21 protein-coding genes are annotated in these 21,392 nt (G+C 46.7%); 14 read left to right on the plus strand and 7 right to left on the minus strand.

Annotated features, from left to right (window positions below):
* Window positions 1-21: 21 nt before the first annotated feature.
* Window positions 22-795, plus strand: coding sequence for a lipoyl(octanoyl) transferase LipB (lipB, locus tag JGK14_RS23720; RefSeq protein WP_293183477.1), 774 nt, complete (start codon window positions 22-24; stop codon window positions 793-795).
* Between the two features lie 210 nt (window positions 796-1,005).
* Here the strand turns inward: lipB and JGK14_RS23725 are convergent, their stop codons facing one another.
* From JGK14_RS23725 to JGK14_RS23735, 3 genes are all read right to left on the minus strand, one after another.
* The gene (locus JGK14_RS23725) at window positions 1,006-1,557 is read right to left on the minus strand and encodes a single-stranded DNA-binding protein (protein ID WP_293183479.1); all 552 of its coding nucleotides are present in this window, start codon (window positions 1,555-1,557) and stop codon (window positions 1,006-1,008) included.
* A 253-nt stretch (window positions 1,558-1,810) separates the two neighbouring features.
* On the minus strand, window positions 1,811-4,354 hold the full coding sequence (locus tag JGK14_RS23730; RefSeq protein WP_293189925.1) for a mannose-1-phosphate guanyltransferase: 2,544 nt from the start codon (window positions 4,352-4,354) through the stop codon (window positions 1,811-1,813).
* Window positions 4,355-4,518: 164 nt separating this feature from the next.
* Entirely contained in the window at window positions 4,519-4,992 is a 474-nt protein-coding gene (locus JGK14_RS23735; protein ID WP_325315562.1) for a hypothetical protein, read from the minus strand.
* 19 nt (window positions 4,993-5,011) lie between these two features.
* Between JGK14_RS23735 and JGK14_RS23740 the strand changes: the two genes are divergently transcribed.
* Complete coding sequence (locus JGK14_RS23740; protein ID WP_293149854.1) at window positions 5,012-5,209, plus strand: hypothetical protein; 198 nt, start codon at window positions 5,012-5,014, stop codon at window positions 5,207-5,209.
* Between the two features lie 11 nt (window positions 5,210-5,220).
* Here the strand turns inward: JGK14_RS23740 and JGK14_RS23745 are convergent, their stop codons facing one another.
* Entirely contained in the window at window positions 5,221-6,426 is a 1,206-nt protein-coding gene (locus tag JGK14_RS23745) for an RNA-guided endonuclease InsQ/TnpB family protein (protein ID WP_442921475.1), read from the minus strand.
* 131 nt (window positions 6,427-6,557) lie between these two features.
* Here JGK14_RS23745 and JGK14_RS23750 point away from each other — a divergent pair, with 131 nt between their 5' ends.
* Window positions 6,558-7,295 carry a class I SAM-dependent methyltransferase gene (locus JGK14_RS23750; RefSeq protein ID WP_293204791.1) on the plus strand — a complete coding sequence of 246 codons (738 nt, stop codon included), beginning with the start codon at window positions 6,558-6,560 and terminating at the stop codon, window positions 7,293-7,295.
* Between the two features lie 248 nt (window positions 7,296-7,543).
* On the opposite strand, the gene JGK14_RS23755 is transcribed toward JGK14_RS23750, so the two are convergent.
* Window positions 7,544-9,214, minus strand: a complete 1,671-nt coding sequence (locus tag JGK14_RS23755) for a hypothetical protein (protein ID WP_325315563.1) — start codon at window positions 9,212-9,214, stop codon at window positions 7,544-7,546.
* Between the two features lie 337 nt (window positions 9,215-9,551).
* Window positions 9,552-10,031, minus strand: a complete 480-nt coding sequence (locus JGK14_RS23760) for an NUDIX domain-containing protein (protein ID WP_293149848.1) — start codon at window positions 10,029-10,031, stop codon at window positions 9,552-9,554.
* Window positions 10,032-10,176: 145 nt separating this feature from the next.
* On the opposite strand from JGK14_RS23760, the gene JGK14_RS23765 reads away from it, so the two are divergent.
* Window positions 10,177-10,878 carry an esterase/lipase family protein gene (locus JGK14_RS23765; RefSeq protein ID WP_293230953.1) on the plus strand — a complete coding sequence of 234 codons (702 nt, stop codon included), beginning with the start codon at window positions 10,177-10,179 and terminating at the stop codon, window positions 10,876-10,878.
* Window positions 10,879-11,067: 189 nt separating this feature from the next.
* Here the strand turns inward: JGK14_RS23765 and JGK14_RS23770 are convergent, their stop codons facing one another.
* Window positions 11,068-11,898 (minus strand): class I SAM-dependent methyltransferase, encoded by an 831-nt coding sequence (locus JGK14_RS23770; RefSeq protein WP_293183495.1) that lies wholly within the window; start codon window positions 11,896-11,898, stop codon window positions 11,068-11,070.
* Window positions 11,899-12,203: 305 nt separating this feature from the next.
* Here JGK14_RS23770 and JGK14_RS23775 point away from each other — a divergent pair, with 305 nt between their 5' ends.
* From JGK14_RS23775 to JGK14_RS23820, 10 genes are all read left to right on the plus strand, one after another.
* Window positions 12,204-12,980, plus strand: coding sequence for a GTP-binding protein (locus JGK14_RS23775; protein ID WP_325315564.1), 777 nt, complete (start codon window positions 12,204-12,206; stop codon window positions 12,978-12,980).
* Complete coding sequence (locus JGK14_RS23780; RefSeq protein WP_293212846.1) at window positions 12,977-13,792, plus strand: metallophosphoesterase family protein; 816 nt, start codon at window positions 12,977-12,979, stop codon at window positions 13,790-13,792. Before JGK14_RS23775 ends, JGK14_RS23780 begins: the two co-directional genes overlap by 4 nt.
* 237 nt (window positions 13,793-14,029) lie before the next feature.
* Window positions 14,030-14,761, plus strand: a complete 732-nt coding sequence (locus JGK14_RS23785; protein ID WP_293196504.1) for a metallophosphoesterase family protein — start codon at window positions 14,030-14,032, stop codon at window positions 14,759-14,761.
* Window positions 14,762-14,857: 96 nt separating this feature from the next.
* The gene (locus tag JGK14_RS23790) at window positions 14,858-15,427 is read left to right on the plus strand and encodes a Crp/Fnr family transcriptional regulator (RefSeq protein ID WP_293183503.1); all 570 of its coding nucleotides are present in this window, start codon (window positions 14,858-14,860) and stop codon (window positions 15,425-15,427) included.
* A gap of 269 nt (window positions 15,428-15,696) precedes the next feature.
* Window positions 15,697-16,752 (plus strand): CobW family GTP-binding protein, encoded by a 1,056-nt coding sequence (locus JGK14_RS23795; RefSeq protein WP_325315565.1) that lies wholly within the window; start codon window positions 15,697-15,699, stop codon window positions 16,750-16,752.
* A gap of 322 nt (window positions 16,753-17,074) precedes the next feature.
* Window positions 17,075-17,725 (plus strand): GTP cyclohydrolase I FolE, encoded by a 651-nt coding sequence (folE, locus tag JGK14_RS23800; RefSeq protein WP_293153275.1) that lies wholly within the window; start codon window positions 17,075-17,077, stop codon window positions 17,723-17,725.
* Between the two features lie 143 nt (window positions 17,726-17,868).
* Window positions 17,869-19,119: an FAD/NAD(P)-binding protein gene (locus JGK14_RS23805; protein WP_325315566.1), complete on the plus strand. Its 1,251-nt coding sequence runs from the start codon at window positions 17,869-17,871 to the stop codon at window positions 19,117-19,119.
* A gap of 74 nt (window positions 19,120-19,193) precedes the next feature.
* Window positions 19,194-20,228: a porphobilinogen synthase gene (gene hemB, locus JGK14_RS23810; protein ID WP_325315567.1), complete on the plus strand. Its 1,035-nt coding sequence runs from the start codon at window positions 19,194-19,196 to the stop codon at window positions 20,226-20,228.
* A gap of 172 nt (window positions 20,229-20,400) precedes the next feature.
* Window positions 20,401-20,538, plus strand: a complete 138-nt coding sequence (locus JGK14_RS23815) for a hypothetical protein (RefSeq protein ID WP_293183511.1) — start codon at window positions 20,401-20,403, stop codon at window positions 20,536-20,538.
* A gap of 149 nt (window positions 20,539-20,687) precedes the next feature.
* On the plus strand, window positions 20,688-21,389 hold the full coding sequence (locus JGK14_RS23820) for a response regulator (protein ID WP_293202881.1): 702 nt from the start codon (window positions 20,688-20,690) through the stop codon (window positions 21,387-21,389).
* The last annotated feature ends 3 nt before the right edge of the window (window positions 21,390-21,392 follow it).

Raw genomic sequence — 21,392 nt, forward strand, 5'->3', positions numbered from 1 at the left:
AAAACACTGTTGATTTTTTTCATGATTTCCCCTCTCATTCATCAACCTGCGATCCCCGAACCGTGCTTGCTCCTCGATTGGGGACAAGTACCCTACTCCCAAGCTTGGGAAATCCAGCAAAAACTGGTGCAAGAGCGCCGGGACAATCCAGATTTGCCTGATGTGCTGATTTTGCTGGAACATCCGCCGGTTTATACTTTGGGGCTGGGATCGAAGTTGGAATTTCTGAAGTTTGACCCGAGCCAAACTCATGCGGAGTTGCACCGAGTTGAGCGGGGCGGGGAGGTGACTTACCATTGTCCTGGCCAGTTGGTGGGCTATCCTATTTTAAATTTGCGCCGCCACCAGCAGGATTTGCACTGGTATTTGCGGCAGTTGGAGGAAGTGCTTTTGGGAGTGCTGGAAGTTTGCGGGCTGAAGGGTTCGCGGGTTCCGGGAATGACTGGGGTTTGGGTGGATGGGTGCAAGGTGGGTGCGATCGGCATTAAAGTCAGTCGCTGGATTACGATGCACGGTTTTGCTTTGAATGTTTGCCCGGATATGGCAGGTTTTGGGCAAATTGTACCTTGCGGGATTCCCGATCGACCGATTGGTAGTTTAGAGCAGTTTATTCCGGGGATTGAGGTCGATCGAGTTAGGGCGATCGTTGTTGCTGAGTTTGCTCGCGTTTTTGGGGTGGAAATTGTGCGATCGGATCGGGAAATTGTGCGATCGGATCAAACGGCGGTTGAAACCGCGTCTACAAACGATGACGTACGGTTGAAACCGCGTCTACAAACCAAGACGTACGGTTGAAACCGCGTCTACAAACGATGACGTACGGTTGAAACCGCGTCTACAAAAACGAAGTCTGCCTCCGCAGACTGAAGAAAATAACGTAAATTTAACCACCCGTTTTTCAACCCGCGGAGGCGGGTTTTGCCTGTGTAGACGCGGTTTCAACCGCCGTCGGATCTATTCGCCGTCGGATCTATTCGCCGTCGGCTCTTAAAACGGAATCGGCTCTTAAAACGGAATCGGATCGTAATCTGGATTGTCAGCTTCGCTTGAGGAACCAGGCTTGCGATCGGACTCAGAAGACTGATGCGAGTTCCAATCAGAACTAGACGGGCGGTTAGCAGGGGCTGGAGCGCTGTTAGAACTGCGACCTCGGGAACTCATGGGAACGACATTGCTCGGCACATTAGCCGGGGCGGTGTCGCGAATTTGAGCGGGTTCGGGGGCGGTTCTAGCTGCGGGTGCAGCGCTCATCGCATCGGCGCCGAGAGTGTAAATTCTTTGGGCTGTCAGTTCAGCGCGCTTTTCTTTGATACCATCTCTGTCGATCGTATTCATACCCAGCCGCCCTTCAATAATCACGCGATCGCCCTCGCGATATTTGTCGTGAATTTCTTGAGCTAAATTGCCCCATCCTATCACCTTCAAATGTTCTGGCGGATCTTCAGGTCTCGACCCTGGAAACTGCACCAGCATCTCAGCGATTTGAAGTTGATTGTCTGGAGTATAACGGAGTTGCGGTTGTTGAATTATTTCCGCCATTAAAATGCAGCTATTCATAACTTAAATGGGAATTGGGAATTGGGAATTGGGAATTGGGCATTGGGCAAAGAGGGAATTGGGCAAAGAGGGAATTAGTCATTGGGAAAGCGAGGGTTTGTAGTGAGGACTTTAGTCCTCTCTTTATATATGAATTAATAAGGACTAAAGTCCTTACTAAGAACTGAATTATCGTTGCATAACCGGACATAATATAATACCCGATTACCCATTACCGATTACCCATTCCCAATTCCCAATTCCCAATTCCCAATTACCCATTACCAAATTTATCTTGTCGAACCGCCTCTTCGCTTTGGGTCACAAAATCGTGAACGAGGGCGCGGTACTCTTTCAAAGTTTCAGATACCCAATCTCTGTCCTCGCTGTTGGCGAAGATATGAACGGTGGGTTCGCTAGCATCGGGCAAAACTAATACCCAATTGTCGTCGCTGTAGTTAAAAATCTTCACTCCATCTATTAATTCTAAACGATCGGGCGAATGAGTTTCTACCAAATGCCGCATGAGCGAACCTTTTACCGTCCAAGGACAGCGGACGCTGTAACTGCGGTGGGTGACGCGGGGAAGTTCCGCTTTGATCTGTCCGAGCGATCGCTCCTGAATCGTCATCATTTCTATCACTTTAGCAATGCAGAACATTCCGTCAAACCCCGGATGCAATTGCGGGAAAATAAAACCCATATTGCCGCTACCGCCCAAAACCACATTCGGGTTCCTGTTAGAGGCTTCCATCAATGCACTTGGGTTTGCCTTAGTGCGGATTACCTTGCTTTGATAGCGGCGGGCGATCGCCTCCACCGCAGAAGACGCATTCACCGGTACTACTACTGTACCTCTGGGATGGGAAGTCAGCATCAAATTTACCATCAGCGCCGTCAGCATTTCCCCACGAATCGCTATTCCCGACTCGTCTACCAAAATGAGCTGTTCGCCGTTCGCAGACACCTGCACGCCAAAATTAGCGCTGAGTGCTTTTACCACCCGGCCGAGTTGGTCGAGCAAATATTCCCGTTCTCCGTTGCTCAGAGAAGTCTGCTTGAGACTGGCATTGAGTACCACCGCATCACAGCCGAATTTGGCGAGCATTTGTGGCAGAATTGCTCCGGAAACCGCGTAAACGTAATCGATCACCACCTTAGAATTGCTGTAGCGAATTGCCTCAACATTCATCTGCCGCTCAAACATCCGGTTGTAAACGTCGAGTGCTTGGTTAAAGTACGACATATCTCCAATTTCGGGAATCAGAGCCCTGCGTAAATCTTCCTTAAAATAAGCGCCCTCGATTTTTTTCTCCGCAGCTTTAGTGATATTGATACCTTTGATATCGAAGAATTCAATTAAAATGTGGTCGGAGCGATCGGGCGAAATCCGAACGTGAATGCCGCCAGCAATTGAGATCGTAGACGAAACCGTGCGCGCGATCGGAATTGCCGTCGATTCCAAATTGACTACATTAATTCCCACCGACATCAAACCCGCAATCAAAGATCTCGAAACCATCCGCGAAATACTGCGCTGATCCCGAGAAACCGATACCGAAGCCCCTGGTTTCAAAGTTGAGCCGTAAGCCGCGCCCAATTTAACGGCAAATTCCGGGGTAATATCCACATTGGCCAGTCCTTGAACGCCCCGCTGGCCGAACAAATTCCGTTTAGCTTGTTCTCCCCAAATTAAATTTTGATTCAACAGAGCGCCGGATTCAATATTTTTGCTCGGCCAGACTCGCACGCTAGGGCCGACTTGCGCCTCTTCTCCGACAATGGACATTGAACCGACGACAGCACCTTCGAGGACGTGGGCGCGCCTGTCTACGCGGGTACTGCGGCAAATCACGCAGGCCCTGAGATGAGCATCTTCGCCGATAATTGCTCCATTCCAGACGATCGGACGTTTAATGTTAGCATCAGCCCCGACTGTCACATTATCTCCGATTACTGAACCCGCGTTAATTTTAACTCGGGCTCCAATTCGGCAATTGTTGCCGATCATGGCAGGTACTTCGACGATCGCGCTATCGTCAATAAAAGTATTTTGACCTACCCAAAGTCCCGATCGAACTTCATCGTAGTAGCTCAAATCCAGTTTGACCTTTCCCCGCAATGCGTCATACTGAGCTTCCCGGTAAACATCCAACTGGCCCACATCGCACCAGTAACCCTCCGCGATGTAACCGTACATCGGCTCGTTTTTTTCCAACAGCAGCGGAAACAAGTCTTTCGAGAAGTCGCACTCTTGATTTGCCGGCAGGTAGTCCAATACTTCTGGTTCTAAAATGTAAGTGCCGGTATTGACGGTATCGGAGAAAATTTCGCTGCTAGAAGGCTTTTCCAGAAAGCGACTGATCCGGTGATTTTCTTCCGTAATTACTACCCCGAATTCCATTGGGTTGGGAACGCGAGTTAAAATTAACGTAGCTTTGGATTTATTGCTGCGGTGAAATTTGATAGCTTCTGTCAAGTCGAAGTCTGTGATGCTATCGCCGCTGATGACCAGAAAAGTTCGATCGAGCAATTCCGCAATATTTTTGACACAACCAGCCGTACCCAGCGGTTGGTCTTCCTCCACAGCGTAGGTCATTTGAACGCCAAAGTCTGTCCCGTCGGTAAAATATTCGCGCATGACATCGGGAAGGTAGTGCAGCGTCGCAATAATTTCCGTAATATTATGCCTTTTTAGCAAATTGATAATGTGTTCTGCGATCGGGCGATTCAGAATCGGCACCATCGGTTTAGGTAAATCGCACGTCAGAGGTCTGAGCCTCGTTCCCGACCCCCCAGCCATCAGCACAGCACGCATAAACAATCCTCCTTACTTAGAAACCTCTCTACCGTTATTGTCCGCTAGAAAAAGCTTGCCTGCTGTAACCTGTGGGGTACTAACTATCAGTGTTAATTATCTTTGAGTTATCCCACGTCTCAGAAATCCAGGAAGGAGAAGCCGTCGCCCAACAGCCACCGATTTCAACTTTTGGGTGGAATCTGAGAAAGGGCGCGATAGAACTCCAATTTGTAGGGAATGTTGCGTAAATCCTCAGAATCATCGACTTTTGCCAGAAGTCGTTTCTTGCATCTTGCACCCTGAAAGGTATCTGCTTGGCTTTTATAGCAACCGCAGCCGACGACTGGACTGTTCTTAATTGCTGAAACCCTTGCTGAATATTGCTTCTTGTTTTTTCCTTCCTCCCTCTTCCTTCCTCCCTCTTCCTTCTTCCTCCTTCCTCCCTCTTCCTTCCTCCCTCTTCCTTCTTCCTTCTTCCTTCTTCCTTCTTCCTTCTTCCTTCTTCCTTCTGCTATATTTTTCAGTCTGTGGCGATCGGGGATTTTCAAGTCTCTAGCTGAAGGTAGAATTACAAGGGCGTATCTCTGCACCAGAGCAGTTGAAAAATGATAGATTAAGAATAGCGATACAGGCTCGCTGACGAAAAATCCAATCACTCGCTTAGGGGGTTATTTAATGGAACCGTTAATTGGATTAGTGTTGCTAGTCGCTTACGGCGGCGGTATTTGGAAATTTTGGAATGGTTTCGATCGCACTAATTTCGACAGAAGTTTTGCAAATAAGCTGAAACTGTCGCTGCTGTGGCCCGCGTTAATTTTTAATAAGCCTTACCGTCAAAACTTTACAAAAGCACTCAAAGGCTCTAGAAGTTGACACTCTCCGCTCTAAAGAGACGGGGATTCTTTCATCACAGGGAGCCTAGTAGCTTTACCCTCTGAAAGCATCTTGACGGTATGCCCTACCGCTGCAAGCCCACGCTGGACTACTACCTGCGCTGCTGCTACATCTCTATCTGCTTCATATCCACACTCAGGACATTGATGAATTCTTAAGCTCAAAGGCTTCTTTCCTGTATGAGTCTGGCACTGAGGGCAGGTTTGAGATGTACCATTTTTATCTACCTTTAATAAAAATACATCTTTCTTGAAACAAACATATTCCAGAATAGATAGAAATTGTCCAAATCCCGCATCTAGAGTGTGCTTGCAGAGCATCCCTTTTGCCATTGCTTTGACATTCAAATCTTCAGCAAATATCATTCCTGCTTGATTACAGAGATGATGGGCGGTTTTGAAATGGAAATCCTTCCTACTGTCACTGATATGTTGATGGTATCTTGCTACTTTTTTTTGAGCTTTTTGCCAGTTTTTTGACCCGATTCTTTTGCGACTGACTACTTTTTGCAGCGATTTCAGCTTGCGTTGAGCATCCACAAAGAATTTAGGTCTGGCAACTAGTTCATTATCGGAGGTAGCGAGAAATTTCTCTAAACCTAGATCGATTCCTAGGGCATAGCCATGAGGCATGGTAGTAGGGATACTTACATCTAGAGCTAAAGCTAACATGGCAAAGTATCCAGAGGCTCTTTTAACTATTCTGATTTGCTTGACTACAAAACCATCAGGGATAGGTCTAGAATCTCTGAACTTAACTAAGCCAATACTGGGTAGGTTAATCCTATTCCCGATTACTACGGTTTGATTAGGAGTAGGGAACAGGAAACTTCTGATTCTGCCTTTCTTCTTAAACCTCGGAAAGCCAAAACCTGATTCCCACATAGAAGTAAAGGCTTTCTCTAATTGCTTGAGAACTTGCTGCAATACTTGGGAGTGGACAGTTTTTAGCTCTGAATTACTTTGTCTAGCGGTGGTCAAAGATTTGCACTGCACGGCAAAGTTTGGTCTAGGGCTATCAACGGGAATAATGTATTCGGATTTTAGGCTACAGGCGTTGATTGCACATGACCTTGAGTTGTACCAGTCTTTCCGCTCTCTAAGAGCATAATTCCACACCTTGCGACAGACTTCTAACCAGTGGTCAAAGGTCTGAGATTGGGATGAAGTGGGTTCTAGTTTGTACTCGTAGGTCATGTTTAGCATATCTCTATAATAGCTTATCTAGGGCTAAGATGGTAGATAGAAATGGAATAGTGCAATAATTAAAAAATTAAAGCCGTCCTAGAAGGACGGGGCTTTAGACCCAATTTCTTGGTAATTAAAGAATGTCTAAAAAGTCGGAACGCCCAGCAGCAGGTCAAGAGCAGACTTGGTTTGCCAAAGACAAATCAGATAGCTGGCAAGCTTTACTATCGCAGGTTGCATCTCGGTTCGATCGCGAATATCGAGGAGAAGCATTCGCCTTACCCGAAGAAGTCGAAGCAATGCCGATTTTCCTGGAATCAGTCGCCGGAACACTGCAACAAAAAACAGTTTCTCCCTTCTGGAAAATTGCCAAACCCCAAAAAAATCAGCGCTGTTTAGATATTGGCTGCGGAGTCAGCTTTCTGATCTATCCTTGGCGGGATTGGGAAGCCCTTTTTTACGGTCAAGAAATCAGCAGCGCCGCCCGAGATGCCTTAAACGCTCGCGGCCCTCAACTTAATTCCAAGCTATTTAAAGGCGTAGAATTGGCTCCCGCCCATCGCTTAAATTACGAAGAGGATCAATTTGACTTGTGCATCGCCACAGGCTTTAGTTGCTATTTTCCCATAGATTATTGGGCTATTGTCATGGCAGAAGTGAAGCGAGTATTAAAACCAGGCGGTCATTTTGTGTTTGATGTCCTCAATCCCAATGCACCTCTAGCAGAAGATTGGGCAATTCTGGAAACTTATCGAGCAGGCGAAGTATTCTTAGAGACAATAGAAGACTGGGAAAAAATGATTAAAGTGGCAGGCGCTAAAGTAGTAAAAAAACAAAACGGCGACTTATTCCAAATGTATAAAGTCCAATACAATTGAGAGGGCATGGGGCATGGGGCATGGGGCATGGGGAATTGGGTGAAGCGGAGGGATTGGCCTTCCCAGGGCATGGGGCATGGGGCATGGGGAATTGGTAATTGGGTGGGATTTTTTTAGGTCAGATCCAGTTAAAAATGTAGAGTGCGCCAGCAAATATAAATTGGTTTGCTAGGCAACAAATATTGCAACTGACGCACCCTACTGACTGATCGCCAATTACCAAATACCAATTCCCACCCAATTAACAATTAATTGGCCGTAGCAGGAGAAGGCGCAGGAGAAGGCGCAACTTCGGCGGCGGGAGAAGGCGTAGATTCCGGAGAAGGCGCAGCTTCTGGCGAGGGAGACACTTCAGCGGCGGGAGAAGGCGCAGCTTCTGGGGAGGGGGACACTTCAGCGGCGGGAGAAGGTGCAGCTTCTGGCTGCGGGGACTGTTCGGGGGCTGGTTTCGGTTGGGGAGAAGGAGATTGTTCGGCGGCGGGTTTCGGTTGAGGTGAGGGCGACGGTTTGGTTGCGGGTTTTGGTGAGGGCTGTGGCGACTGTTGGGCCCCTGGTTGCGGCTTGTTAGAGGGCGCCGGTGGCTTCTCAAACTGGGGTTTCACTTCCGCAGGGGCTGGGGACTGTTCGCCTGTTGGCTTGGGTGCTGTCGGGGCTGGCGCTAGCGGCTGCGGGCCTGTGGGCCTGGTTGGGGTTGTGGATGGGGTGACAGGAATGCCACTGCAAACTTTTTCGTCGTATTTAAACGCGACAGCCAACTGGTAAAGCTTGTGGGTGCTGGCTGCTTGAAATGTCAGATTAGGGTTAATAATCGCTGTTTTAGCCACAGTATCGAGAATACCGTAACCTGTGGGGACGATCGGCTTAGGCTCTGCCTTGAGCAAACCTTGAGGGCTGACAACTGCTCCGAAAACTGCCGTTCCTTCGAGTTTTTGCGAGCAAGCTTCTTTGGGATAAGCGACAGTCACAGGAGTCGGCCCCGTCATTTCCAAGTCGGGGTAAGCTCTTTTGAAGTCATTAAACAAAGCAACATAGGTATTAGCAGCAGCCAGCAATGTCTCTCTGTCCTTGGGTAAGTTTGAACCGGGAACTCCCTGCTGTTCTAGCTGTTGCTGTCCCTGGTCAAATTGTTGCCTCCTGATTCTTTCTTCGGGAGTTTCTGCGATGAGATTCCGTTTATTGGGATCTTTTTGAGTCAATTTCGGTACTCCATCGGGCCCAGAATTCCTGCCACCAATGGGGAATTCCGGGGTAAAGACTGGAGCTCCGTCTGGGAATAGCGGGAGTCCGCCTCTACTGGCTATAACCCTTTTGAGAGTCTCTGCCTCATCTTCGGAGGTGCCGCCAGGAAGCTGGGGTAATCCTGTTACTCCTGGTGGCGGTGGGGGGATATTACGATCGAAATTACCGGGTAATGGCGGGAAAATCAAACCGCTGGGAGGCCCTTGGGGGACGAAAGTTGGTGTTTTGAGAGAGGGGGGTTTGACCGTTGGAACTGAAGTTTGTGACTGCGGGGCGGCTGGGGCAGTTAATGGCGGGAGAGGGGGATCGAGAGGCGCAAAGAATCCAGGAGGTGGCATTCCCGGTGGCAGGGCGGGCAAGTTAACCGGTGGAGGGGGCAAAGGGGGAGCTAACTTTGGGGAGGTGGGAACGGGAACTGGTGCGATCGAAAACGGCTTATTAGACGATCGCGGTGGTATGGTTTGTGGCAGGCGGCCGGCTTCTGCGGGAGTTAGTTGTACGAATCCGACGGAACCGGGGATGTTTTTTGAGGAATTGCCACCACCATAGATGATGTTTGAGATTGTCGGGGCGCTTACTCCGAGCACTCCGTGAAGGCCGACAGAAGCTAGGGCTGCCCACCAAAAAGGCTGGCGCAGCGGTTCGGAAAGGGCGTTGGCTAGGGAGGATGAGTCAGTCATGACGATCGAGAATTGGTTATTGGTTATTGGTTATTTGTTACCGATATTTTTTTATGGGGAGCGGGTCAAAACTAAAAAATTTGCAATTTAAAGGTACAAGCATAGCACGATCGCCCTGGAAATTGCCCGATCGCTAGTGCCTTCTCACAAAAAAGACCGCTGCAATACCGTCATTTCCCGGCTGGCAAACTGCATTAATCGATTAAACACGATCGGCCGCTGCGATCGACCCCTGTTTCCAATTCGGTTACAGAAAGGAATTTGGACGGATGACTAAAAAGCTGACTGCATAAGTCTTTTTTCCTCTTCCCTCTTCCCTCTTCCTTCTTCCTTCTTTTTACCACCGATAGCGGTAAGTTTTAAAAGGAGCTCCCTCAACGCTCAGCAAGTCGATCGGATAAATTGGAGCGCCGCTTGCCATATATTGAAACATTTCCCGAACTTCCTCTCCGCGCAGCGACAACTGGTCTAACTCTTTAAGAGAATACCAACCAGCACACAAAGTAAACTCGTCCGGCTTGCTCTTGGGTGGCGTCTTATCTTCAGGACGAGCCACAAAAATCACCCTCAGGCGCACGTTGCCCCTAGGCATCACCGTATGCTCTACCCTGAGAATTCCCTCCACGATCACAGGAATGCCCGCTTCCTGGACAGTATTGCGCTGAGCAGCTTCAAGCAAAGTCTCGCCTTTTTCTACTCGCCCTGCTGGCAGATACCACTGCTGCTCGTACTTGCGCTCTTGTACCAGTAGAAAACGGTCTTCTAAGTGAACGACAACTAGGGTAAAATACAATGTTGGAATCGGCTCGCGAGCCATAGAAGTAGATATTCCCCAAGCAAAAAGTTTAACGAGCAAGAGATGTTAGCCATCCAAAGGATGCTTCGGCAAGCGTCTTTGAAGTTGAAAAATAGATCCTAGCACCCCGGCCGAAAAATCTAAAGTCTAAAATCTAAAATTGATAATGCCATTACCTACCGTGATTTTGCCAGGATATTTTGCTGCTGCTTCAGACTATCGGGAATTAGAAAAATCTTTGGTCGATCGCGGTTTCCCAACTGTAACAGTACCACTGGGCAAGGCAGATTGGTTGCCGACTTTTGGCGGGCGATCGATGGTGCCAATTTTGCGGAAGCTCGATCGCACGGTCAAACAAATGTTACAGCAATACGGCGTCTCTCAAGTAAATCTCATCGGTCATTCCGCAGGCGGCTGGATTTCTCGGATTTATTTAGGCGAAAAGCCTTATACAATTCACGGCGACGTGCGGTCGAATGCGGGTTTGTGGGAAGCTCACCCTTGGGTCAACACTTTAATTAGTTTAGGCACGCCACACGTCTCTCAAGAGCGCTGGACGCGCAAAAATCTAGATTTTGTCAAAATTCATTATCCCGGTGCTTTCCACCCGCAGGTGCGTTACGTCTGCGTTGCTGGGAAATCTGTTTTTGGTAAGCCTAGTTTTGGAACTTGGCTGGCCTATAAAAGTTACGAGTTGACTGTGGGGAAGGGCGAAACTTGGGGCGATGGAATTACGCCGATTGAAGCTGCTCTTTTGGATGGGGCCGAAAATTTGGTGCTGGAGGGTGTTTGGCATTCGCCTCGCTCTCCGGGGAGGTGGTATGGTTCGCTGGAGGTTTTGCCGAATTGGGTTGGGTATTTGTGTTAGAAACGAACCGCGAAGACGCGAAGGACACGAAGAAAGAAAGAAGAAGAAAATAGAAGGGTTCACCAACAATAATTGCCAATAATCGACAATCTCATAAACCCGCCCCCGACTTGAGAGTTATTCGATATTTCTATTAGACATTTGGCAAAAAGAGCTTCAAGAACAGGCAGGATGCCTGTTCCACAAAAATTATGGGAGATATCTATTGAGTTTTTTCCCGCAAGCCATCAACCAAAAACTCATCATCGATCGATCGCCCGCAGCGGCAAACTCATCCCGGGAAATTAGATAACTCTCTATTTCCGACTCGGAAATCAGCCCTTGTTTGACCATTTGTAAAATCGGCCCGGAGTCCAGCAAAGGTTCAAAGGCTTGAATGCCGATGATATCGCTGTGGCTGACAACGGCTTCTAAATCGACGTTACCAAACTTAGCTTCTTTCAGAATGCGGCACAGGTTTCGCCCTACGCATAAATTACCGCCCCGAGAGGCCATCACCTGTTTGAATTTCTCCCGGACAATCTCGACTGACCAAGGTGGATTTGTCAGCCAAAATAGATCCGCATCGCTATCGATAATCACCAGTTTACCACTCGGTTTTAAGATGCGGAAGATTTCTCTGGCTGCTGCGACGGGATCTGGGAGGTGAACAAATAGCAAACGGGCGATCGCAAAATCAAATGTATTATCCTCTAAACCAGTATCTGCGATCGATGCTTGAATGCGATTCACGCGATCGCCTCCTTTGTCCTGCAAATATCCTAGAGCTTTCTCGTGCAATACCGGGTCGATTTCTACGGCTGTTAACAAACTGTTTGGCAGTAATTTTAAAAGTTGTTCGGTAAAAAATCCCGGCCCGCTACCCGCTTCTAAAACATTCATCCCGTCGGCTAAACCGAACCACTTTAAGGTGCGTGCTTCTTTTTCCCAACTGAGCACAACTTGAGCTTTTAATCGCTGGATTTCTGCGTCAAGTTCCAGATTGTACGTACTGGCTTGATACGAACTTTCTGCTGGCATAAAGTCTTCTTTCTTCCTGGAGTGATGCCCCGATTATAGTAGACCTCTTGCAAAATAGCTAGGAACGGGCAAGATGCCCGTTCCACAATTTTTTTTTCTGTGGAATGGGCATCTTGCCCGTTCCAAAATTTGATTAAAACGATTTTTGCAAGAGATCTAGTGTAGGGCAGGCACGCGGGAAATCGGATTATTGGAACCGATGTTCGGAGGCTCTACCTCTCTTATGGAGGGGCATCGGGTGCGATCGCCAAATTAAATCTAAATATCTAAGAGCTAATTTGACTGAGAACGATTATCATTGTATTATGAGTCAACCTACAATCACCGCCGTAGCGGGCCCGCCCGGAAGTGGCAAAACAACCTGGATTCGACAGCAGCTAGCCGTCGAGACAGCACCCGTACTGTATTGGTGTCCCGGAACCGGCAATGTGCCGATCGACCAAACCTGCATCGCCGCCGAATTCCCCCAAATCACCATCCTGACAGACGGCCAAGAATCCGAGTTCGCGAAACACCTAAACAACGGCGTTTCAGCTTACATTGAACTGGGATTTTACCTACAATTAACATCAATAGAAAACCTGCTTCAAAGCTTCCCCAGTCGCCGATTCGCTGTCGTACCACCAGACATCAAAAACACCGAATGGCATCAATGGGCGGATGTAATTGTAGAGGGCATAGCCGTTAGCGGCGAACCGGAAAAACTATCAATTTGGCGCAGCCCCGCCAGCGGACAAGTCCTCGATCCAGCCAGCCTCGATCTCTTTTGGTATGAAGAAATGACTCAAGGAGCCTATGGCAAAATCCACCGAGCCAAAGGCATTTTTGACATAGCCGACGGGCGATGTTTTTACTTCGATTTCGCTGCCAAATTCCAAGAAACCGCCCACGAAGAATTGCCACTTCCCCGCTGGCTCGAAGGCCGCCCCCAAAGATTTAGCGGCATAGAAATAGTCGGCGAAAATCTTGATGAAACAGCATTAGGACAAACTCTAGAAGATTGCTGTCTCTCCGAAACAATTATGTTGAATTACCAACAACAAGTCAAAGAATCACTTTCATTAGGAGAAGAAGCAGAATGAAAATAGCAGTTATGTCCTGCATTCACGGCAACTATGAAGCCTTAAATGCAGTTTTATCAGACATTGACGAACAACAAGCCGATAAAATCTTTTGTCTCGGAGATTTAGTCGGCTACGGGCCCAATCCCCACGCCGTAGTAGAAATGATTCGATCGCTCGACATTCCCACTTGCGTCGGCTGTTGGGATGAAGATATCGTCGAAGGTTTGAACTCCTGCGAATGCAGCTATCCCTCAGCTTTAGCCGAAAAAAGAGGCAAATTAGCTCACGAATGGACTAACAATCAAATCTTCCCAGAAACGCGAGAATATTTAGCCACTTTGCCACACAGTCTGCGAGAAGACAATATGTGTTTTGTTCACGGTAGCCCTCACAGCAATCATGAATATTTACTGCCGACAATGGATGCTTTTTCTGCCTTAGAGCGGGTATTTTCTGCGGGTGCTGATGTGCTGTTTTGCGGTCACACTCATGTACCATATGTCCGTACTTTAGATGCTGGAAATATGCAGGTTAGAGTCAGCGGGCCAAGCATTGAAGGAGACAAAGATTTGAGTTTTACTGCTCCTTTAAAGCGGATTGTGAATGTTGGTTCTGTAGGAGAACCGCGCCACGGTAGACCGAATGCTACCTATGTGATTTATGATGTTGACGCGCAACAGGTGATATTGCGAGAAGTGGAATATGACTATCAAACTACTTGCGCTGCAATTATTGAAAAAGGTTTGCCGCCGATTTTTGCTTGGCGTTTGGCTAGAGGTTTGGAATATGCCGAAAGAGCTGACGATCCGACTCATGTTTGTGAGAGATAGATAAACAGTTGACAGTTGACAGTTGACAATTGACAATTCAATCATTCCAATGCAACCAGAAACGATATGAATCGGCGGTTGAAACCGCTACTACAAAAACGAAGTCCGCCGACGCGGACTAAGAGTAAAGGAGAGATTCAGAACTTTTTCCTTTATCTTACTTCGCGTCCTTTGCGCCTTCGCGGTTCGTTCAAAACAATCTCCGAAAAAAACCTTTAGTATCAACAACAATAAACAATGAAAAACTGGGCAATATTAACAGGAATCGAAGGGAATTTGATAGCTTACGAAGCTGTACTAGCTGACATAAAACGCCTGAGAATTCGCGTTGACGAATTGTATATTTTAGGCGATTTAGTCGGCCCGAATCCCGATTGCGAAAAATTAGTGCAGCGAGTTCGATCGCCCAAACGAGGAGAAATCGCACCTCAAATCTGTATCGGGTGGTGGGAAGAACAGTGTTTTAACTTATATGGAATAGGTTCTAGCCCTGATGCGACAGAATTGCAACAAAAATACGGTGCTGAGACGATTAAGTTGCTCTGGGATTCTGTCAGCCGAAAAACTGTAGAGTGGTTGCGCTCTTTGAATTTTGGTTTTCATGAATTGGATTGTTTGTTGATTCATGGGAGTACCGTTAGCGCGTCTGATGAGCTTACCCCGGAGACTCCGCCGCCTGTGATGCTCGATCGCGTAATCCGTGCTGATGCTAATAATTTGTTTTGCGGGCGATCGGGCTTAGCATTTGAGTATCAATTACAGCCAACTATTCTCAATAACTGGGTAATGACTTTGGACTCCCAGGAGCCTCCTGGAACCGTGTCTGCAACTGCACGAAGGGCGATCGGAGTTGGGAATGTCGGGCGGATCGCCGATCGAGCAACTTATACCCTGTACGACCCAGATACCGATACAGTCAAGTTCCGAAACGTCTCTTACAGCACCCGCAAAGGGTTTCAACCTTCTTGACTCCGGAATTGGAATTTCCAGCTAGTTGATATAGATTATCAATTAACTTAGACTGTAATAGTATCCAAAGTAGCGATCGCGCTAAACCTAAATCCTATGACTCTTTCAACCTACACTCCAGCCTTGTACTCTAATCTCAGACAGCAGACTTTCACCTGCCGTCAGTTAGTACCCATGCCCTTTAACGGCTTACTGCGAATTGAACGGGGAGCCGTCCGAACCATGACCTGGAGCGAACAGGGAACACCAATAACCCTCGGATATTGGGGAGTTGGAGACGTACTCGGTCACTCGCTGTCAGGCATTGAACCTTATCAAATTGAGTGCAAAACTCATGTAGAAGTGAGTTACATTCCTCAAAATTTGTGCTATCAATCCTTAGATGAAATTTTCAGACACTTTCAGCAAACTCAAGAATTTTTCTGCATTGTGCGTAGCGAATATCTGCGGGATAGATTGGTGCAACTATTAGCTTGGTTGGCAAAAAAATTTGGTCGGGAAGTAGCACAAGGAATCTTAATCGATCTGAGATTGACTCACCAGGAGATTTCTGAGGCGATGGGAATTACGCGGATTACCGTCACGCGCCTGATGTGTCGGCTGGAGCAGGAGGGAATTATCGATCGCACTCGCCCTCAATACATTGTTTTAAATTCCCGTTTGTAACATGGGATTAATCTGGAAAAGAGATGACAGTCAAGTGTTCAAGAGTCATCAGCTAGCTGAGCAATAATTCTAGGGCTTGCGCTTACAGCACATTTTAGATATCATGAGAATGATTATCATACTTAGTCTAGTGCGATCGCCCGTATCGCCTGGATTTCAGCTATCAAGTGCGATCCTCTTCGAGGACTGCGCTAACGACAATTGCCTTGGGAAGCGCAGTGCCTTTCCCAATTAACAGCAGGGCTTCTACAATTAATAGATGAGGGACAATGACTAATCTCACTGTACAAACCCCAGATTTAATTTCCGATTTTCCCAAAAAAGGAATGCCAGTAACTATAATTACCGGATTTCTCGGCAGTGGAAAAACCACTTTACTCAATCAAATACTCAAAAACCGCCAAGATTTAAAAGTAGCAGTTTTAGTTAACGAATTTGGCGATATCAACATCGATTCGCAGCTTTTAATTTCTACCGAAGATGACATGGTAGAATTGAGCAACGGCTGTATTTGTTGTACCATCAACGAAGGCTTAGTCGATGCCGTCTACCGAGTTTTAGAACGGGAAGAACCCATCGACTGCATGGTGATTGAAACCACCGGAGTTGCCGATCCTCTACCGATCATATTGACATTTTTAGGCACTGAATTGCGGGATTTAACCAGTTTAGATTCTGTACTCACCGTAGTCGATAGCGAAACATTCACTCCCGAACATTTTGACAGCGAAGCAGCTTTAAAACAAGTGGCATTTGCAGATATTGTGCTGATGAACAAAACTGATTTAGCTCCTCAAGCAAAAGTAGAAGAGTTAGAAGCTTACATTCGCACAGTTAAGGAAGGAGCGAGAATTCTCCACTCTCAACACGGTGAAGTTCCTTTACCCTTAATTTTGGGTGTAGGTTTAACACAAGCCGATCTTTTTGATAGTGTTGAAGCAGAGGAAAAACACGAGCATCACGAACACCATCACGAACAGGATCATCATCACGAACATCATCACGAACATCACCATCACAGACATCACTCCAATCACTTAGACAATGACGGATTTGTTTCGCTATCATTTGAGAGCGATCGACCTTTTTATCTCCACAAGTTCCAAGAATTTCTCACCGAAGAAATGCCCTTAGATGTATTTCGAGCAAAAGGCATTCTCTGGTTTGAAGACAGTCCGATGAGACACATTTTTCAACTTAGCGGCGCGCGCTATGAATTAAACGCTTACGAATGGTTGACTCCACCCAAAAATCAACTCGTAGTCATCGGCCGCAACTTAGATACTGCTCAAATTCGAGAACAACTTAACAGTTGCTTAGTTTAAGATTTCATCAATCTAAGTATCACGTCCAGGATTCTAGCCGACACATTTTACATTAGGTATCGACAATATTTAGTGTGGAACAGGCATCCTGCCTGTTCAAGACAATTTTTTGGGGAGATATCTATTTAATTTCGCCGTTAGTGGTTGCAATTTTTGCTGTTCACAAATCGTGTAAATACTAACGGCAAATTTTACATTTATATCGATAAAACTCATCCAAAAAAATCTCAATATTTTAATATTACATTTTGTAAATCTTGTTATAATCAGGTAGCAACCAAAAGTCCATACCGACTGTTAAACATTCTCACAAACTGCAAGCATGACTTTATCTACTCGCCCAGAACTGACTTCTCCAAATGGTGTAGTGTCATCAATTCCTACTCAATCTCAACCCCCTGTCTCAGATGAAGAAATGAGACAAGCAGTGCGTACATTGCTGCTAGGATTGGGAGAAGACCCAGACCGTGAAGGGTTACGAGATACACCGAAACGAGTTGTCAAAGCCTTGCAGTTTCTAACTGGAGGTTATCGTCAATCTCTCGACGAACTGCTCAACGGAGCGGTGTTCACAGAGAATGCTAACGAAATGGTATTAGTGCGGGACATTGATATTTTCAGTTCCTGCGAACATCATATTCTGCCAATTATTGGCAAAGCACACGTTGCTTACATTCCCAACGGCAAAGTAATTGGACTGTCAAAAATCGCTCGAATTTGTGAAATGTACGGCCGCAGATTGCAAGTACAAGAACGCTTGACTGCACAAATTGCTGATGCACTTCAAGGATTGCTAAAACCTCAAGGTGTAGCAGTTGTAATCGAAGCGACTCATATGTGTATGGTAATGCGCGGTGTGCAAAAACCAGGTTCTTGGACTGCGACTTCAGCAATGCGTGGCGTGTTTGCTGAAGATTCCAGAACTCGTCAAGAATTTATGAGTTTAATCGCACACAAATCAAGTTTTCACTAGCTAGAATTGTCTGCGAAAACTTCCGTATTTGCAGGCTGAACAAAGAAAAGAGAGTCATATTAGATTACCATATTTCTCTCTTTTCCTTTCCTCCCTCTGCGCCCTCTGCGCCCTCTGCGGTAAAAAATCTTATCTAAACTGAAATGGAAATTACCAGTGTTACGCGATCGCAAATCGATTTAGCGGTAGTCGGGGCGGGGCCTCACGCTTTAACCCTGGTTACTCATTTGCTGCAAAAATGCCAGAAGAAGCGGGACAAATTTTGGGTTTTTGACCCCAGTGGTGGCTGGCTAACTCAGTGGGAGAGGCAGTTTGCGGCTTTGGAAATTCCACACTTGCGATCGCCTGCGGTGCACCATCCCGATCCCAATGCTTTTGAGTTGCGACGGTTTGCCGAATCTCGCCCTAACGAGTTGTTTGCGCCCTACGATTTGCCAGGAAGTCGGCTGTTTAAGGAATTTTGTGGCGATGTGGTTAAGAGATGGGAATTGGGCGATCGCGTCATCAAGGCAAAAATAACTCGGATTGAACCGTTGCAACGGAGTTTTCGGCTTTGGTTTGAGGATGGAGAAAGTGCGATGCCTTCGGCTGGCTACGCCTACGCGCGTCGTGTGGCGATCGCCACAGGCGGCGGTAAACCCCAACTACCGGAGTGGACAAATCAAATTCAAACACCCTATCCGCCAGACAAACTTTGCCATTCCCATCAAGTTAATTTGCAGGGATTAAAGTTGCAGGGAGAAAGGATTTTAATCGTTGGGGGCGGTTTAACTAGCGGACATTTGGCAGTAGGTGCGATCGGGCGCGGTGCCCAAGTAATATTAATGTCAAGACGAAAGTTACAAGAAAAATTATTTGATGCCGAACCGGGTTGGTTAGGGCCCAAATATCTCAAAGGTTTTGAAAATGAACCAGACTGGGAGAAGCGGTGGGAGATGATTCAACAAGCTCGCAACGGCGGCTCTATGACTCCTGAAATTATGACACAATTGCGTCGAATTTCGCGGGATTCGTGTCTTGAATTTCACCCAGAATGTCAAATTATTGAGGTTAAATGGGATGACAATCAATGGACTGTTTACTGTCAGGATGGAAATCAGCTATTCGTTGATAGAATTTGGTTAGCAACAGGAACAAAATTAGATGTAACAGCCGAACCATTGCTGACAGAAATTTTAGAAGCTTATCCAACTAAAATAGTTAAAGGATTGCCTGTTTTGGACGAGTATTTGCGTTGGCCAGGATGCGAGTTATTTATTATGGGTGGTTTAGCCGCTTTGCAAGTAGGGCCGGTTGGTCGAAATCTTTCCGGTGCAAGGATGGCAAGTTCGCGCATTGTGCCAGCTTTAATTAAGTCTAGGGCTAGGGTTTCATTAGCTCAAATTGCTGGGTAATTCCTAATAAATATAGATTTGGGTGACGGAACTGCGATAATAATGATTATCATTCTCTATAAACTCCAGTTCCTATGTCATCCGCAAATAACGTCGAGTCCGCCCTTCCCACCGAGAATAATCAAAATCCCTCCCCGATCGCCATTCGTCCCCGCCGCCTGCGTCGCACCCCCGGTTTGCGTCGCATGGTACGGGAAAATCATCTGACAGTTGACGATCTCATCTATCCGATGTTTGTGATGGAAGGAGAAGGGCAAAAAGTTGAGATTGCTTCGATGCCTGGTTGTTATCGCTTTTCCCTGGATTTATTGCTAACAGAAATCGCCGAATGTTGGAATTTGGGGATATGTGCGATCGCCCTTTTCCCAGTAATCTCAGAAACCAAAAAAGACGACACCGGAACTGAAAGCTATAATCCAGAAGGATTGGTTCAACAAACAGTCAAAGCCATTAAACAAAACATCCCCGAAATAGTAGTAATTACCGACGTAGCCCTCGACCCTTTCACATCACACGGACACGATGGTTTAGTTGATGAAAGCGGTAAAATTCTCAACGATCCGACTGTTGAAGTGTTAGTAAAAATGGCAGTTTCTCAAGCCGCCGCTGGTGCAGATATGGTCGCACCTTCCGACATGATGGACGGCAGAATTGGTGCAATTCGCAAAGCCTTAGATGCCGCAGGATACATCGATACAGCAATTTTGGCTTATTCCGCAAAATATGCCTCTGCTTATTATGGCCCGTTTCGGGATGCCCTCGATTCTGCCCCCAAATTTGGAGACAAAAAGACTTATCAAATGGATGCTGCTAATGCTAAAGAAGCGCTGAAAGAAGTTGCTTTGGATATCGCAGAAGGTGCAGATATTGTGATGGTAAAACCTGCTTTGGCTTATCTCGATATTATCTGCCAAGTGCGGGAAGCAACTAATTTACCTGTTGCTGCTTATAATGTCAGTGGCGAATATGCAATGATCAAAGCTGCTGGAAAGTTGGGTTGGATTGATGAAAATCGGATTATTTTGGAGACTTTGATGAGTATCAAACGGGCTGGTGCCGATTTGATTTTGACTTATTTTGCTAAGGAAGTTGCTTTGATGTTGAAATAAGGGAATTGTTTTAAGCGCTTTTAGGAACAGGCTCTCTGGCCTGTTCCACAAGAATTATGGGAGAATTACGATGGAAATATAATCAAATCTCCGATCGAGTGATCTGTGCGTAATATCAATTTGGATCGGAATGATTTAACCACAGAGAGCGCAGAGAGCGCAGAGGAGAGAGATGAATAATTTCGATGAAGTGCAGATTTTGGAACATAATCAACAGAACTGCGCTTTAGTGCAATTCTGGTTGCTGACTTCCACAACCACATTTGGCGGACAGATGCAGGACGGATGCCCGGTAATTACTCTATGGTAAGAAGATGACCGAGACGATTTGGGATTTGGGATACTTCGACCTCACTCAGTACAAATTTTGAATGAGAATTTCAGCAGTTTGAATCCCCTAGTTTCAACGCTTGTCACAAATCTAAAATCTAAAATCTAAAATCTAAAATCTAAAATCCAATGATGATGTTGTGCGGCAACGAATCAACTATGCCCCAGACTTTACCTCGATCGGACAAACGAACTTTTTTAGTCGTGGATGACCATGCGATGGTGTTAGACGGCACGCTTAATATTTTAAGGCAGGAGTATCCACAGGCAGATATTCTGACGGCTCCAACGGCTCAGGAAGCCCTTCAGCAAGTAGCGCAGATCGTCCCGGATCTGGTGATTGTGGATTTGGTGATGCCAGAGGCGATCGGCGAAACTGCTCAGGCTAATTCAGGGCTTCAACTCCTGAAAACGCTGATGGAGCATTATCCGAGTTTGAATATTGTAGTGCAAAGTGCCCATGTTCGGACTTTGGTTTGGCTGAAACCGTCGATCGACAATCATATGGGCGGATTCACGGTTGTTGATAAAAGCCAGCCTGTGAAAGACTTGCTGGCGATGGTCAATTGGGCGCTGGATGAGCGAATTTATACTCCTAGAGAGATCCGCAATGGGCTGCAACTCAAACCTGCTTGGATGCAGGTATTGCAATTTGCTTTTCAAGATAGCTTACAGGATACTGCGATCGCCAAACGGATGAATGTTTGTGAACGCACTGTGCAATATTACTGGATTAAGATTCGAGATGTGCTAGAAGTGTATCCCGAAAAAGATAAAAATCTGCGGATTCAAACGGAAGTGCGGGCTAGGGAAGCAGGACTTATTGATTGACAG

The sequence above is a fragment of the Microcoleus sp. PH2017_28_MFU_U_A genome, assembly GCF_020738035.1.
Classification (GTDB): Bacteria; Cyanobacteriota; Cyanobacteriia; order Cyanobacteriales; family Microcoleaceae; genus Microcoleus.